The following is a 15,136-nucleotide window of genomic DNA, read 5'->3' on the forward strand; positions in this document are numbered from 1 at the left end:
GGTCGTGTCCGAGAGCATCCAAACAGACGTGTCCGACGGTGTCCTGACGGTGACGCTGGCCCGTCCGGAAAAGAAGAACGCCATCACCCAGGCCATGTATGAGGCGCTGGCCGGGGCGACCGAACGCTGCCGGACCGATGACGGCATCCGGGTGATGTTGATCCGGGCCGAGGGCGACAGCTTTTCGGCGGGCAATGACATCGCCGACTTTATCGCCTTGGGGTCGCAGGCATCGTCGCCGTCGGACATGGCGGTGTTCCGCTTCCTGAAGGCGCTGGCCGATCTGGACAAACCGCTGGTCGCGGCGGTCAAGGGCCGGGCGGTGGGGATCGGCACCACCTTGCTGCTGCACTGTGACATGGTGGTTGTGGCCGAGGATGCCCTGCTGTCGGTGCCGTTCATAAATCTGGCCCTGGCGCCCGAGGCGGCGTCCAGCCTGCTGCTGCCCCGCGTGATCGGCCATCAGAGGGCTTTCGAGATGTTTGCGCTCGGCCAGCCGGTCGATGGTCGCACGGCCCTGGCCTGGGGGCTGGCCAATCGCGCCGTGGCCGCTGACGCCGTGGACGAGACGGCGCTGGACCTGGCCCGCCAGCTGGCGGCGCGGGCGCCCAATTCGATCCGCAAGACCAAGGCGCTGATGCGCGACGCCGAAGACATGTGGTCGCTGATGCAGCGCGAGGGCGCGGCCTTTGGCAGCCAGATGAAGAGCCCGGAGGCCATGGAGGCCTTCATGGCCTTTACGCAAAAGCGCGCCCCGAACTTCGGCTGACACAAATCGACGATTGCGTCGCAGGCCCGTGCCCTGTAGCAGCGCGCGCCTATGGCCGAGCCCCGCACCCTGACCCCGGATGACGCGCCCCTTTCCGGGGTTGCGGTCGTGCGCGTGGAGCAGGCCGGAGACGGCGAGACCATCGACCGGATCGTGCTGGAGGCCTTTGGCCCCGGCCGCTTCGCCAAGACGGCCGAGCGTCTGCGCGAGGGCGCCAGCATCGCGGTGGGCTTTGTCGCCTGTCTGGACGGACGCGTCGTCGGCAGTGTGCGGCTGTGGCGGATCCGGGTGGGCGAGACGCCCTGCCTGTTCCTGGGGCCCATCGCGGTGGAGCGGTCAGAGCGGAGCGAGGGGTTGGGCGCAGCGCTGGTGCAGGCCTGCATTGATCACGCCCGGACGACCGGCGCGGCGGGCATATTGTTGGTCGGGGATGCGCCCTATTTCGGGCGGTTCGGCTTTGCCCGGATTGAGGGTGCCTCCCTGCCCGGGCCGGTCGATCCGGCGCGGCTGCTGTGGCTGCCGATGTTGGCCGAGACAGTCGCCGGTCCGGTGATGATCGGCTGAAGCGACTTTGCGACCGGCGTCGCAGGTCCTAAGTCTGGGGGATGACAGACAAGGACCCGACACGCACGACACCTAAGGGACTGGACGGACTGGCGCAGCTGGCTGCCGAACAGGGCGGGCGCGGCCTGCCGCCTGTGCATCTGTGGCATCCCGAGCATTGCGGCGACATCGACATCATCATTCAGGCCGACGGCCTCTGGATGCATGAGGGCACGCCGATCGGCCGGCCCGAACTGACGCGGCTGTTCTCGACCGTGCTGAGGAAGGACCCCGACGGCTATCACCTGGTCACGCCGGTCGAAAAGCTGAAGATCACGGTTGAGGACCTGCCGTTCCGGGCGATCACCCTCAAGGACGTCGAGGGGCATCTGGTGTTCGACACGGACCAGGGCGACACCGTCATTGCCGGGCCGGAGCATCCGATCGTGGTCGAGACCGATCCGGCGACGCAGGAGCCGGCGCCACGCCTGCATGTTCGGGCCGATCTGTGGGCGCGGATCAGCCGGTCGCTGTTCTATGAACTGGTCGAGCGGGCCAGCCCGGTCGAGGGCCGCCTCTCGGTGCGGTCCGGCGAGGCAGTGTTTGCGCTGGGACCGGTCGGGGCAGGGGTCGAATGACCGAGGCGGCCCGGCTGAAAGCCCGCCTGGTGCGCGCGCTGGACCCCGCTGACGGGGCCGGTGCCGAGGTGGCTGCGCGGTCTGACTTTGACCTGAATCCGGGGGCCGAGCGCCCGGCGCGCGAGCTGCGTCCGGCCGCGGTGCTGATCCTGGTCATTGCCGAGGGCGAGGGGCCGCGCGTTCTGATGACCCGGCGGTCGGACAGTCTGGCCAGCCACACCGGCCAGATCGCCTTTCCGGGCGGACGACTGGACCCCGGCGAGACGACGGTCGAAGCGGCGCTCCGCGAGGCGCGCGAGGAAGTCGCGCTTTCGGTAGAGGGTATCGAGGTTCTGGGGCTGGGCGACCGCTACGAAACCGGAACCGGATTCCTGGTCACGCCGGTGGTCGCCTGGACGACGTCCGCGCCCGTGACCCGGCCCAATCCCGACGAGGTGGCCGAGGTGTTCGAAGTGCCGTGGGCCTTCCTGATGGACGCCGCCAACCACCGGCAGGATCACTATGAGCTGGAGGGGCAGCCCCGCCGCTATTTCTGGGCCATGCCCTATGGCGAGCGCTATATCTGGGGCGTGACGGCGGGCATTCTGCGGGCCCTGCACGACCGGCTGGATGGCGGGAAAGACGAGGCGGCGGCATGAGCACGCCCTCGCTCGCCGATGCGCCGTGGCTGACGGCGGCAGCCACCCGCAAGGTCATGGCCGCGCTGGAAGCCGAAGGCGGGCCGGACGTGGCGCGCTTTGTCGGCGGTTGCGTGCGCAACAGCCTGATGGGGCGGCCGGTGGATGATGTGGACATCGCCTCGCGCCTGCAGCCGCAGTCGGTAATGGCGGCGCTGAAAACTGCCGGCCTGAAGGCGGTGCCGACGGGGCTGGACCACGGCACGGTGACCGCAGTGGCCGACAGGCAGCCGTTCGAGATCACCACCCTGCGGCGCGATGTGACGACCGACGGGCGACGGGCTACGGTCGCCTTCACCACTGACTGGGCCGAGGACGCCGGGCGCCGGGATTTTCACATCAACGCCCTCTACACCGACGGCGAAGGACGGGTGTTCGACCCGACCGGGCACGGGCTGGCGGACATTGCGGCCCGGCGCGTGGCGTTTGTCGGGGATGCCGGACGCCGCATACGCGAGGACCGGCTGCGCATCCTGCGCTTCTTCCGGTTTCATGCTTGGTACGGGGCAGGTGCCCCCGACGCGGACGGGCTGGCGGCCTGTGTCGAGGAAGCGGGCGGCCTCGGCGAACTGTCGGCTGAGCGGGTGTCGAAGGAGTTGCTGAAGCTGCTGGCCGCGCCGGACCCGGTGCCGACGGTGGAGGTGATGGCGCGCACGGGCATCCTCGCGCATCTGTTGCCCGAGGCCGGGACGCTGGAGGCGTTCCGGGCCATGGCGGCGGTGACCGATGATCCTCTGCTGCGCCTGTCGTCCCTGCTGCCGGGGTCGGCGGAGGCGCTGGATACTGCGGCGAGGGGCCTGCGCCTGTCCAACCGCGAGATGGCGCGTCTGCAGGCCCTGACCGGGCCCGTTCTGGATCTGGATGCGCTGGAGGACCGGCAGGTGCGGGCGCTGGTCTATCGTGAGGGCAAGCAGGCGGTGAAGGACCGTCTGGTCCGGGCGCTGGCGCAGAAGCCCGGGCGTCGGGGCCGCCACGATGCGCTGACCGACCTGGTCCAGACATGGGCAGTGCCGCGTCTGCCGGTAGGCGGACGCGAGGTCGCGGCGCTGGGGGTGTCGCCCGGCCCGGAAACCGGGGCTCTGCTGAAGGCCTTCGAGGCGTCCTGGATTGCGGACGATTTTCCCGCCACCGGCCATGTCGAGCGGCTGAAGGCCTTGAGGGATCAGCGCGAGGACTGAGACCGGGACAGGGTGATGCGGGTGACGAGGGGATAGTGATCCGAGCCTGTCCGCTTGCCGATCCGGCGCGAGAGGAAGACCAGTTCGTCGGACCGCCACTGGTGGTCGATGCCAATCCCCAGCCACGAAGGTAGCTCGGTCGGCCAGGTGCCGGGCCAGGCGCCGGCGGGCGTCAGGCCGGTCTGCGCCTTGATCTGTCGGCCGATGCGGGCGCTGGAGACGGTGTTGAAGTCCCCCGCGACGAGGATGGGGTCGGTCACCCTCGCAAGACGATCGGCCAGCAGCTGAGCCTGAATGATCTGGCCCCACTGATACTGGAAGGGCCAGGGTCGGGTCATATGCACACCGGCCAGATGCAGCGGGCCCAGCGGGGTGTCGGCCCGGGCGTGCAGGGCGGACAGCTGATCACGGGGCATGTCGACGGGCGACAAGGGGTAGCGGGCGGCGATGATGACGCTGCCCCTGCTGCCCGGCGGCACCACCGTTTCGGATGCGCGCTGGTAGGGGTAGTCGGCGAGAATGTCCTGCCGCGCGGCGAAGGCAGCGGGGCTGACCTCGATCAGGATGACGATGTCGGCGTTGGCATCGCGGATGCTGGCCGATATGGCTTCCACATCGCCGTTGTCGGCATTCAGGTTGGCCGAATAGACAGTCAGAACGGGCGCCGAGCGATCGGGCGCACCGCGCGCGGGCTCCGCCTGGGGCAGGACCGCGATCACACAGACCATCAGCCCCACGAGGGCGACCCCCATCAGCGGGGGGCGCTTCAGGAATGCGACCAGCACGGTGGCAACCAGAGCGCCGATCAGGGCCGGCGCGGTGAACTGGGCCATGATGTCGACCCAGCGATGGCCGATGCCGCTGAAGTGCGCCACGGCCGGGATCAACCATGGCCCGACGAGCATCAGGCAGACCAGAACCGGCCAGACCGAAAGAAATATGGCCTTGAGTCTTGCCAACATGATGAACGTCGGTCTCCGTGGGGCGTTGGGGGAGCGGGCAGGAGGGCACCATGGTCAAATCGGTCGCTGACGTCGAGAACGTCTGGCTCAGTGTTGAGCGCATCAAGAAGATTTCCGACCGGGTGATCGGGATCGGACCCTTCGGCCTCGGGCTGGACGCGATCCTGACGTGGATCCCGGGTATCGGCACAATCTATACGGTCGGCGCGGGCGGCTGGCTGATCATTCTGGGTCTGCGGGTCAAGGCGGGGCCGGGAACACTGGCGCGGATGCTGGGCTATCTGGTGGTCGATACGGTGACGGGAACGGTGCCGATCGCGGGCGATGCCATTGACGCCCTGTTCCCGGGACACCTTCTGGCGGCCAAGGCGCTGCAGAAACACATCGAATCGACGCACTGGATCGAGATGTCGGAACGCGAGGCACGGGATCAGGGCGTCCATGACACCCATCGCGAGGAAATGAAGCAGGACCGCAAGCTGAAGCGGGTCATCTATCTGGGCGACTGAGACGGCTTTGCCGTCTGCAGGGATTGACGAAACAGGCGACCCTCCGCCTATTGGCGCCCTTGGGGTCGGCAGGAGACCGGATGACCGCTGTATTCGATCGTGATGCCCTGTCCGAAGCGCTCGGTCAGACCGGCCGGGGGGATCGTGCGGCGTTTCGCCGTGTGTATGAAGCGACCTCGGCGAAGCTGATGGGCGTGTGCCTGCGTATCTTGTCTGACCGGCAACTGGCCGAGGACGTGATGCAGGAGATTTATCTGACCGTGTGGAACAAGGCCGCCAGTTTTGACCCCGGCCGCGCCAGCCCCATCACCTGGCTGGTGACGATCGCGCGGAACCGGTCGATCGACCGGCTGCGCTCGGGGGCCATTGCGCGCAACAGCGTGCCGGTGGACGCGGCCTATGATCTGGCCGACGGGGCACCGTCGGCGCTCGATCACATCGAGCTGGCAGATGATGCCGGTCGCCTGGGCGTGTGCCTGGACGAGCTGGACGAAAAGGTCAGCCGGGTGATCCGCACGGCCTTTTTCGAGGGCGTCACCTATGAGGTTCTGGCCCAGCGCGAAGAGACGCCGCTCGGCACGATGAAAAGCTGGATTCGCAGGGGGCTGCTGAAACTGAGGAGCTGTCTGGAACAATGACCGTTTCGGACCACGATGACCGCATCGCGCGGGCCGGCGAATATGCCCTTCGGGTATTGAGCCCGGCGGAAGAAGCCCAGGCGCGCGCCGATGCTGCGCGGGACCCGGCCTTTGGCGCCGAGGTCGACCGCTGGAACGACCAGTTGAGCCGGATGGCGGACGGGATCGCCCCGGTGCAGCCGTCGGCCAGCCTGTGGCCGCGTATCGTGGCGGCGACCGGCGGCGCCGCCAACGACAATGCCGTGACCTTCTGGCGGCGCTGGGCCATCGGCTCGACGGGTCTGCTGGCCGCCAGCCTGGCCGCCGTCGCCGTCATGATCGCCACGCCTGCGCCTGCGCCCGATCCGGCCACCACGCCGGTCGCCGGAGACATCACGCGGGTGGCCACCCTGAAGCTGGACAATGGCGCCACGGCCCTGACCCTGGCCTATGACAGCGTCACGGGTGAGCTGTATCTGGCGCCGACGCGGGAGATGGAAGGCGATACGCGCATTCCGCACCTGTGGCTGGTCCTGCCGGACGAGGGCGGTGTCCAGCTGGTCGGGGCCATCGATGGTCACGACACCTCGCGGCACAATCTTGAGGGTGTCATCGTCGGTCAGGCCACGCAGGCCATTGCGGTGGCCGTGTCCATGGAAGAGCCGGGCCACACGCCCAACCCCGATCACCCCGACGGGCCCGTGGTCGCCCAGGGCGAGTTCCAGCCGCTCTAGACTGCATCCGTTTCTGTCGGGTGGCCGTAGATACAGGTGACGACAGACGGGCAGGGCCTCCTTTGTTTGACTGTCGTCCAGCGGGGAGGCTCCCGTCCCTTCCATTGCCTCCCCGCTGTCCCGGGACGGTCGAATGTGCGCGCTGCGCTCTGAATCCCTATCAAAAACAAGGCGCGAACCGGTTGGCGTAGCGATCTTCCCGACCGGGTCGCCAGGTTGATCACACTGTTTCCGAAGCATTTTCGGGAGAGTGGTGATGAGCGATACGAGCGCACGGCTGGGCCTGCCCTATCTGGCGGCCGGGCAGATGCAGAAACATGTGACCCTGAACGAGGCCCTGACCCGGCTGGATGGTCTGGTGCAATGCTGCGTCACCAGCCGCAGTCTGGGGAGCCAGCCGGAGGCGCCCGCGAACGGCGCGCTCTACATCCTGCCGGACGGCGCGGAGGGGGCGGCGTGGTCGCTGCATCCGGCCGGCAGCCTGATGCGGGCGGAGGGCGGCGGCTGGACCCGCTTGACCGTTCCGGCGGGGCTGGTCTCGGTCATCGTGGACTCGGGCGAGATCGTCGTCTGGCACAAGGCCGACTGGCTGCCCCTGTCGGCTTTCCTCGACGACCTCCAGAACCTCGAGCGGCTGGGCGTCGGCGCCACGGCGGATGCGGCCAATCCCTTTCTGGCCAGGCTCAATTCGGCACTGTGGACCGCGCGGGAAACGGGTGACGGTGGCACGGGTGATCTGAGGCTGGTGCTGAACAAGACCGGTCCGTCGGCCGTGCTGTCACTGATCCTGCAGAGCGGCTGGTCGGGGCGGGCCGAACTGGGGCTGATCGGCGAGGATGCCTTTGGGCTGAAGGTCAGTGCCGACGGCTCGGCCTGGACCGAGGCGATGAAGGCCGATCCGTCGACGGGCCGGGTCAGATTTCCGCTTGGCGCCACGCGACGCGAGGCCACGCTTTTCACCGGGGAGGGAAGCTGGTCTCCGCCGGAATGGGCGCGATGGGTCGAGGCCACCGTCTTGGGGGCTGGCGGCGGTGGTGGCGCGGGCGACTGGGGCGCAAGCGGGACCGAAAGACCAGGTGGCGGTGGCGGCGGTGGCGGTGGACTCAGCCACGCCGTCTGGGCCGTGGACAGCTTGCCGGGCGCGCTGGACCTGAGCGTGGGGGCGGGCGGTGCGCCCGGTGCGGACGGCGGTGTCACACGGATCCTGTCGGGCGGCGTGCAGTTGCTGGCGGCCGGAGGTGGTCGGGCGGGAGTGTCCGGGAGTGCCGGGGGTGAGGCAGGCGTCGCAGGCGACGGCCTGGGGCCAGGCATGACGGGCAGGGGAGGCGCCGGGGGCGGCCTGACCGCAGCGGATGGCGTCTCGGCGGCCGGGGACGGTGGCGCGGGGTCGATCCTGTTGCGACCCACAGAAGGCGGTGCGGGGGGAAGCGACGCCCCCGGCAGCTCGGGCGGATCTGTCGCCGAGCCGGTTCACGGTCCAGCCGGGGGTGGCGGAGGCGGAGGCAGTGCCGCGCTGACCTCCGGCCATGCGGGCGGCGCAGGCGGTCTGTACGGCGCGGGCGGGGGTGGCGGTGGCGCCGGTGTCACGGCGGGCGGCACGGGCGGGGCCGGCGCCGATGGCCTGATCATCGTGGTGGCGGTCGGATGAGCCGGCGCGTGAACGCCCGGGCGCCGCAGGATCGGGGCCTGCCCCTGCTGGATGCCGAGATGTGGGAGGCCCCGGCCCACCTGACGCTGGAAGACTGTCTGGACGAGATCGCCGCCGAGTTCGGGGGGCCGGACCGGCGGGACAGGGAGGACGAGCTTTGAGGGACACTGACCCGATGAACCCACACGATGTGTCGCTGGCCGAAGGACGCTGGCTGTGGCGGCGACTGTTCGTCTTTATCACCAGTCTGGCGCTGTGGGCGCTGGTGCACCGTGCGGTCGAGCGCGCGCCGGCTGAAGCTCTGCCCGGCATCGTCGAACGTCTGCTGATGCTGATCGCCCTGATCACCGTGCTGTATCTGGTGGCGCCCACGGCCCAGCAACTGGTGGCGTTGAGCGTCCGTTTCCGGATCGGGGCGGGAGGGCGGCCATGAGCTATCGCTTTTCCGCCCGCTCGCGCCGCGCGCTTGAGGGCGTGCATCCGGATCTGGCCGCGGTGGCGGAGGCCGCCCTGGCGCTGTCGCCGGTCGATTTCATGGTGACCGAGGGCCTTCGGTCTCCGGCGCGGCAGGCCGCGCTGGTCAAGGCGGGGGCCAGTCGCACGCTCAACTCGCGCCATCTGACCGGGCACGCCGTTGATGTCGCAGCGGTCATCGACGGTCAGGCACGCTGGGACTGGCCCCTGTATCCGCGCATCGCCGCCGCCTTCAAACAGGCCGCGCGCGAGCGCGGGGTGAAGATCGTCTGGGGCGGCGACTGGCCGCGGCTGCGGGATGGCCCGCATTTCGAACTGGACCGGAAGGCCTATCCGGCATGAGGGAACTGCGATCCTGGACCTGGGTGGCGGGCGGTGTGGTCGCTGCGGTACTGGCGCTGGCGGCGGCCCACGGGTTGGGCCTGCGCTGGGACCCCTTTGACCTGCAGGGACGCAGGCTGGAGGCGGCCCGGTCCCGGGTAGCCCTGGCTGAGGCCGACGCCCACGCCCGTCGGGCCGAGCGGGACGGGGATCACACCGTCAGCCGCGAAGCCGCAGTCGTCCGTGACACCGAACTCGAGGTCGGGCGGGTGACCGCCACGGCCATCCAGCAAGCAAGAGAGGCCGATGATGCCGATACGCCGCTGGCGCCCGATCGGGTGCGCCGCCTTGATGATCATGACCGCGAGCTGTGCCGGCATGCGCCCGCCCTCTGCGCCGGAGCCGGTACGGCTGACCCTGCCGGTTGAGGCGACGCGCCCGTGCCGGCTGGCGACGCTCGGCCCGTCGCCCACGATCGTGGATCTGGAAACCGCCTATATGGCGCGCGGGGAGGCGCTGGTGGCCTGTGATGCAGCCCGTCGCCTGGCGGTGGCCACCCTGATGGCCGAGCGGGCTGCGCAGGCCATGGCCGCGAGGGCAAACCGGCAGAATTTGCCGTGAACCCGGCAGATTTTGCCGTTTTCGCTTGGCGCCCGGCAGAACCTGCCGGGCCAAAGGCGTGGTTAAGGCAACCTAACGCATAAAAAACAAGGACTTGAGTTTTGGCCCGCAAATGCGGCGGTGGCGCTGGTCTTGCTTGTCAGTGAACCGAGCAAAATGCTCCCGGCAGCCAAAACGGCGTCGGACACCTTGAAATAAGGACTATCGGTATGCCGCTGAATAGCGTCAACACGAACACGGGCGCCATGATCGCCCTGCAGAACCTGCAATCCACCAATAACGAACTCTCCGTCGTCCAGTCGCGGATCAACACCGGCAAGAAGGTGTCGAACGCCAAGGACAACGGCGCCATCTGGGCTATCGCCCAGGGCCAGCGTTCGGAAATCGGTGCCCTGAACGCCGTCAAGGACAGCCTGCAACGCGGCCAATCGGCCGTGGACGTCGGTATCGCTGCCGGCGAGTCGGTCTCCGAGCTGCTGATCCAGCTGAAGGAAAAGGCCCTGGCGGCCAGCGACACCTCGCTGACCACCTCGGCCCGCAAGGCCCTGAACGAGGACTTCAAGTCGATCCGTGACCAGGTCACGACCGTCGTCGCGAATGCCAAGTTCAACGGCGTCAACCTGCTGGACAACTCGACCGGCACCGCCGGCTTCAAGGCCCTGTCGAACGCCACGGGATCGACCATCAAGGTGGCGGGTGAAAACCTGTCGCTGGGTGGCACGAACGTGACCCTGGCCGCCACGGCGACCATCGGCACCGCCACTCTGGCCAACACCGCCCTGGCGACGATCAACACCTCGATCGACAACGTCTCGTCGGCCCTGGCCCGCCTGGGCACGGGCGCCAACTCCCTCAGCACTCACCTCAAGTTCGTGAGCAAGCTGCAGGACAGCCTGGAAACCGGCGTGGGCAACCTGGTCGATGCCGACCTGGCCAAGGAAAGCGCCCGACTGCAAGCGCTGCAAACCAAGCAACAGCTGGGTGTGCAGGCTCTGTCGATCGCCAACTCCTCGACCTCCATCCTGCTCGGACTGTTCCGCTAAGGAGCGATCTCAGGGGCGGGGGCGTTCGCGCCTCCGCCCCGTCGTCCGAGCCTTGAACCGAGGACGTCGGCTCAGTCCCGACGCAGGGAGACATGGAAACACATGCGAAGATAGGACCCGTTACCGCTGTCGTTGCCCCCGCAGGTTCTGCCGCCGGGGGCGATTTCAACCAGTCCCGTGCCTCCCAGGAGGCAGACCGGGCAGCCCGCTACAAACTGGTCATCGAGCAAGGCGCCCGCCAAGGCGTCTTTATCTACAAGGTGCTCGACCGTGAGACCGGCGAAGTGGTGCGTCAGTTGCCCCGGGAAGAGGTGGTCCGGTTGAAGGATCAGAATGGCTATGCGGCCGGAGCGGTGATCAGCACCACCGTCTGAAGGGTCAGCAGTTCAGTCATCAGGCCACGCAGGGGGTGCCCCGCGTGGTTAAACGTCGTGGTTATCGCGCGTTAACCATGTGCAAATGAAATCATCCCTAGCCTGTCGTCACATCAGCGAGAGGCCCGATTCGGATGACGAACAGCGTCCACACCAATACTTCAGCGGCGATCGCCCTGCAGAACCTGACCACGACCAACAACAGGTTGAGCGATGTCCAGGGCCGGATCAGCACCGGGCTGAAGGTCCAGGGCGCCAAGGACAATGCCGCCATCTGGGCCATCGCCCAGGGGCAGCGCGCTGACATCGGTGCTCTCTCGGCCGTCAAGCAGAGCCTGGACCGCGCGACCTCGATCGCGGATGTCGCCCTCTCGGCCGGCGAGTCGGTCTCGGACCTGCTGAATCAGCTCAAGGAAAAGGTGGTTGCGGCCAAGGATGAGTCGCTCGGCACCCAGTCCCGCAAGCTGCTGGACGCGGACTTCAAGGCGCTGCTGCGCGCGCTCCAGTCGTCGGTTCAGAACGCCAGCTTCGACGGCGGCAACATCCTGAACGGCAGCCTGACGAACGGCATCAAATTCCTCGCCAATGCCGATGCAAGCTCGTCGATCACCCTGTCCAGCAAGGATCTGAGCCTGAGCGGCTCGATCATCAGCCTGTCGCTGTCGGATTCCCTCCTGACCCTGACCGGGGCGACCAACGCCCTGTCGGCGCTGGACAGCTCGATCACAGCGCTGAACTCGGCGCTGGGTGAGATCGGGGCGCAGGCCAAGCAGATCGAGGCGCACAACATCTTTGTGACCAAGCTGGTCGATACGCTGGAATCCGGTGTCGGCAATCTGGTCGATGCCGATCTGGCCAAGGAAAGCGCCCGGCTTCAGGCCCTGCAGGTCCAGCAGCAACTGGGTGCCCAGGCGCTGTCGATTGCCAACCAGGCGCCCCAGGTCATCCTGTCGCTGTTCCGCAGCTAGGGCAGTCTGTCCCGCTGAAGGCGCCCGTCAGGGCAGGCCGGCGCGCCCGATCGAGATCGGGGCCGGCCGGCTCCGGCGCTCGGTTCGGCTGGCGAAGCCGTACAGGGACAGGAAGGAATACAGCAGCCTACTCAACGCAACCATGGACCTAAGCTCCATCGGGCCGTTTCAGCGAACGTGTCATTAACCCCTATGGCGATTCGCGGTTCCGTGGACGGACGTTAACGCTTCATTGCGACGCAGCCGTCAGGATGGCGGGGAGCGCGCCATGATCGACAACAGCTATCTTCTCGGCCTGTTTGGAGGCACATCGACCTTCTCCTCCGGGGGACTGTCAGGCACGTCTTCGCTCGCCACAAAAAAGGCCCAGCCGACACCGCCGTGGTCCTCCAGTGCGGTGGTCCCCGAGCAGGAGGCGCTGGTGCGCTCCGCTCTCGGCGGCCGGCGTCTGATCAACGAGGACGCAGCCAAGCTGGATGTCGCATCGGCGTCCGACGATTATCGCCGCCTGTTCGCCCTCTACCAGGGGCTGGAAAGCCTGAATGCCCTGGCCAACCGGGCCGGGGTCAAGGGCGTCAGCAGCACGGAGTTGTCCCTGATCACCAAGCGGTTCGATCAGGGACTCAAGGAAATCACCAGCTACGTCGCCTCGGCGCCGCTCAACGATGTGCGGTTGGTCGCCGGCGTGACGGAGTCGATCAGCAAGACCAGCGCCGGTGTGCGCCGGGACTCGGCCATCTCGATCACCTCGCCGATCCATGAAGGCGACATCGCCAGCCCGGTGACGGCGTTCGAGGGTGACGTGGTCTTCGACATCAACGTCAAACGGTTGAACGAAACCCATACGGTTCGCATCGACCTGTCCGAGATGGGCGGGGCAGCGCGCACCCTGGGCTCCGTAACCGCCCACATCAACGACAAGCTTCAGGCCGCAGGGCTTGAGACGCGGATCGGCCGCGAGCGCCAGGCGGCGGAGGTGCGCACCCTGCAGGTCGGCGGTCGCACCGTGACCTTGCCGGCAGGCCCGGACCTGTGGTCGCTGGCCATCCGCGGCGTGTCGACCGAGGCTGTGTCCTTCTCGGCGCCGGCCCCTTCGGACGCCGTCTATGTGGTTCAGGGGACGGGCACGGCCGGCGCGCACGAGGTGCTGAAGTTTCAGGCCGATACCGCGACCGCCGCGACCGCCGCCAGCGCCCGCGTGGGCGAGACCCAATGGGTTGACGGACGCGTGTCCCAGACCCCGCTGCCCGAAGGCATCAAGACCGTCCGGGCCAGCGCAACCGGGCCGGACGGCGCCCTGTGGCTGGTGGCCGACATGGAGGAAGGCCCGGGCAATCTGCCGATCAAGGGCCAGTCCGACGTCGCCCTGATCAAGCTGGATTCTGCGGGCCGCGTAGTCAGCACCCGGGCGCTCGGGGCCGCCGATCAGGCTTCCGGATATGCGTTGGCAGTCGATGATGCGGGACGGGTCGCCGTCGCCGGCTCGGTCACGGGGGCCCTGATCCCCGGCAAGAGCGGCGATGTGGCCGGCGAGGTCGACAGCTTCGTCACCCTCTACGACGGCGACGGCGAGGAACTGTGGACCCAGCGGCGGGGCGCCCGCGCGGCGGACGAAGCCACGGGTGTAGCCTTCGGACCCGGCGGCCAGGTGATCGTCACAGGCCGTGCGAGATCGGCCATGCCGGGCGCCGCCGGGGTCGGTGGCTGGGACTCCTATGTTCAGACCATCACCAGCAGCCAGCCCTATCCGACGGCGGCCTGGGACGCGAAGATCGACGGGACGCTCCAGTTCGGCACCACGGGCGATGATGCCGTGCAGGCGACGGCCGTCAGCGGCGACAGCCTCTATACCGCCGGGGAAGAGGACGGCCGCCTGGTCGTGCGCCGCTTCCAGCTGACCGCAGGGGGCGAGCCGCAACTGCTGTCGACGCGCGACCTCGGCGCCATGAATGGCGAGGTCAAGGGACTGGAGATCGATCAGGGCCAGGTGATCGTCGCCGGAGTGACCCGCAACGCGACGCTGGACGTCGGCACCGTCAATCAGGCCCACAACGGCGGGCTGGATGCCTTCGTCGCGGTCCTGTCCGGGGATCTGACGGCCTCCGGGGCCGAGCGCCTGACCTATATCGGCACCGAGAACGAGGATGCGGTCTCGCACGTCAAACTGCTGGACGGCAAGCTGTGGATGACGGGAACGTCGGCCCGCTCGGTGTCGGCCGAGGATGACGACCCCGTGCAGGGCTATCTCAGCCGGGTCGACCCCCTGACCGGCACGGTCGAGTGGAGCCGCAGCTGGGCCGGCCAGAACGAACAGGCCGCCCCGCTGACCCTGGCGGTCGCCAGCGGCGGCAGCAGTGTGCTGGACCGGCTGGGCCTTCCGTCCGGAGAGATCGTCCAGAGCGAGTCGAAGAAGCTGGTCGATGCCACCGCGCTGCGTGTGGGCGACCGGTTCTCGGTCGTGCCGGCCTCGGGCGGACGGTCGGTCGCGGTGACCATTGATGCCCGCGATACCCTGCAGACCCTGGCCCGGAAGATCGAGATTGCGTCCGGATCCCGCCTCAAAGTCACCGTCGCCTCCGAGAGCGCCACGGCCGAGAATGCCCGCGAGGGGCTGAATTCAGTGCTGGCCGGGGTGCAGCGCCTGTCGATCATGGCGCGCGACGGGCGCGAGGGCGCGGTCCTGGTGTCCGGCGAACCGGGGCGGGATGCGCTGGCCGGGCTGGGCCTTTCCGCGGGCTTCATCGGACCGACGGCCACCGAGGATGGGCCCCGGACCTTCGGGCTGGACCTGCCGCAGGCGCTGAGCCTGTTGACCAAGGACGCCCGCACCGCGTCGGGCGAGCGCCTGCAGGCCGCCATGAAGTCGGTCCGGGACGCGTACCGGTCGCTGGCGCCGGCACCGGCCAGCAGCGCGACCTCGGGGGCGGTTCCAGCCTATCTGACGGCACAGCTGGCAAACTACCAGGCGGCGCTGGCGCGTCTGGGCGGCTGAGGGCCGGATCGGGCCAAAGGCGGTTGACGCCACGGGGGCGGTCGGGGTTATTGGTCGCCTTCGCAAGT

At 68.3% G+C, this 15,136-nt stretch carries 19 protein-coding genes; 18 read left to right on the plus strand and 1 reads right to left on the minus strand.

From position 1 onward, the window contains the following. Window positions 1-4: 4 nt before the first annotated feature. The 5 genes from V7672_RS14275 to V7672_RS14295 are packed head-to-tail and all read left to right on the plus strand — an operon-like array spanning window position 5 to window position 3,805. On the plus strand, window positions 5-769 hold the full coding sequence (locus V7672_RS14275) for an enoyl-CoA hydratase (protein WP_335625300.1): 765 nt from the start codon (window positions 5-7) through the stop codon (window positions 767-769). A gap of 51 nt (window positions 770-820) precedes the next feature. Continuing rightward, window positions 821-1,333 carry a GNAT family N-acetyltransferase gene (locus V7672_RS14280; protein ID WP_335625236.1) on the plus strand — a complete coding sequence of 171 codons (513 nt, stop codon included), beginning with the start codon at window positions 821-823 and terminating at the stop codon, window positions 1,331-1,333. 41 nt (window positions 1,334-1,374) lie between these two features. Next, window positions 1,375-1,950, plus strand: coding sequence for a DUF1285 domain-containing protein (locus V7672_RS14285; protein WP_335625237.1), 576 nt, complete (start codon window positions 1,375-1,377; stop codon window positions 1,948-1,950). Next, window positions 1,947-2,588, plus strand: a complete 642-nt coding sequence (locus V7672_RS14290; protein WP_335625238.1) for an NUDIX hydrolase — start codon at window positions 1,947-1,949, stop codon at window positions 2,586-2,588. The genes V7672_RS14285 and V7672_RS14290 overlap by 4 nt, the downstream gene beginning before the upstream one ends. Beyond that, window positions 2,585-3,805 carry a CCA tRNA nucleotidyltransferase gene (locus V7672_RS14295; RefSeq protein WP_335625239.1) on the plus strand — a complete coding sequence of 407 codons (1,221 nt, stop codon included), beginning with the start codon at window positions 2,585-2,587 and terminating at the stop codon, window positions 3,803-3,805. Before V7672_RS14290 ends, V7672_RS14295 begins: the two co-directional genes overlap by 4 nt. Here V7672_RS14295 and V7672_RS14300 read toward each other — a convergent pair. After that, window positions 3,790-4,767, minus strand: coding sequence for an endonuclease/exonuclease/phosphatase family protein (locus tag V7672_RS14300; protein WP_335625240.1), 978 nt, complete (start codon window positions 4,765-4,767; stop codon window positions 3,790-3,792). The two genes, V7672_RS14295 and V7672_RS14300, sit on opposite strands and share 16 nt — an antisense overlap. Window positions 4,768-4,817: 50 nt before the next feature. On the opposite strand from V7672_RS14300, the gene V7672_RS14305 reads away from it, so the two are divergent. The 13 genes from V7672_RS14305 (at window position 4,818) to V7672_RS14365 (ending at window position 15,068) form a co-directional block, all read left to right on the plus strand. Then, window positions 4,818-5,276: a DUF4112 domain-containing protein gene (locus V7672_RS14305; RefSeq protein ID WP_335625241.1), complete on the plus strand. Its 459-nt coding sequence runs from the start codon at window positions 4,818-4,820 to the stop codon at window positions 5,274-5,276. 80 nt (window positions 5,277-5,356) lie between these two features. Beyond that, window positions 5,357-5,914 carry a sigma-70 family RNA polymerase sigma factor gene (locus tag V7672_RS14310; protein ID WP_335625242.1) on the plus strand — a complete coding sequence of 186 codons (558 nt, stop codon included), beginning with the start codon at window positions 5,357-5,359 and terminating at the stop codon, window positions 5,912-5,914. Continuing rightward, a complete protein-coding gene (locus tag V7672_RS14315; protein WP_335625243.1) occupies window positions 5,911-6,627 on the plus strand; it encodes an anti-sigma factor domain-containing protein in 717 nt (238 codons plus the stop codon). Before V7672_RS14310 ends, V7672_RS14315 begins: the two co-directional genes overlap by 4 nt. 256 nt (window positions 6,628-6,883) lie before the next feature. Then, window positions 6,884-8,275 carry a DUF2793 domain-containing protein gene (locus V7672_RS14320; protein WP_335625244.1) on the plus strand — a complete coding sequence of 464 codons (1,392 nt, stop codon included), beginning with the start codon at window positions 6,884-6,886 and terminating at the stop codon, window positions 8,273-8,275. Next, complete coding sequence (locus tag V7672_RS14325; protein ID WP_335625245.1) at window positions 8,272-8,436, plus strand: hypothetical protein; 165 nt, start codon at window positions 8,272-8,274, stop codon at window positions 8,434-8,436. Before V7672_RS14320 ends, V7672_RS14325 begins: the two co-directional genes overlap by 4 nt. Window positions 8,437-8,450: 14 nt before the next feature. Then, entirely contained in the window at window positions 8,451-8,708 is a 258-nt protein-coding gene (locus V7672_RS14330; protein ID WP_335625246.1) for a hypothetical protein, read from the plus strand. Continuing rightward, a complete protein-coding gene (locus tag V7672_RS14335) occupies window positions 8,705-9,091 on the plus strand; it encodes a M15 family metallopeptidase (protein ID WP_335625247.1) in 387 nt (128 codons plus the stop codon). Before V7672_RS14330 ends, V7672_RS14335 begins: the two co-directional genes overlap by 4 nt. Then, window positions 9,088-9,498: a hypothetical protein gene (locus tag V7672_RS14340; protein ID WP_335625248.1), complete on the plus strand. Its 411-nt coding sequence runs from the start codon at window positions 9,088-9,090 to the stop codon at window positions 9,496-9,498. Before V7672_RS14335 ends, V7672_RS14340 begins: the two co-directional genes overlap by 4 nt. Continuing rightward, window positions 9,449-9,691, plus strand: coding sequence for a hypothetical protein (locus V7672_RS14345; protein WP_335625249.1), 243 nt, complete (start codon window positions 9,449-9,451; stop codon window positions 9,689-9,691). Before V7672_RS14340 ends, V7672_RS14345 begins: the two co-directional genes overlap by 50 nt. A 209-nt stretch (window positions 9,692-9,900) precedes the next feature. Beyond that, a complete protein-coding gene (locus V7672_RS14350) occupies window positions 9,901-10,734 on the plus strand; it encodes a flagellin (protein ID WP_335625250.1) in 834 nt (277 codons plus the stop codon). Window positions 10,735-10,826: 92 nt separating this feature from the next. Further along, window positions 10,827-11,108, plus strand: a complete 282-nt coding sequence (locus V7672_RS14355) for a flagellar protein FlaG (protein WP_335625251.1) — start codon at window positions 10,827-10,829, stop codon at window positions 11,106-11,108. A gap of 134 nt (window positions 11,109-11,242) precedes the next feature. Then, window positions 11,243-12,076, plus strand: a complete 834-nt coding sequence (locus tag V7672_RS14360) for a flagellin (protein WP_335625252.1) — start codon at window positions 11,243-11,245, stop codon at window positions 12,074-12,076. A 268-nt stretch (window positions 12,077-12,344) separates the two neighbouring features. Then, a complete protein-coding gene (locus V7672_RS14365; RefSeq protein ID WP_335625253.1) occupies window positions 12,345-15,068 on the plus strand; it encodes a transcriptional regulator in 2,724 nt (907 codons plus the stop codon). The last annotated feature ends 68 nt before the right edge of the window (window positions 15,069-15,136 follow it).

It is taken from the genome of Brevundimonas sp. (assembly GCF_036963785.1).
Lineage (GTDB): Bacteria > Pseudomonadota > Alphaproteobacteria > Caulobacterales > Caulobacteraceae > Brevundimonas.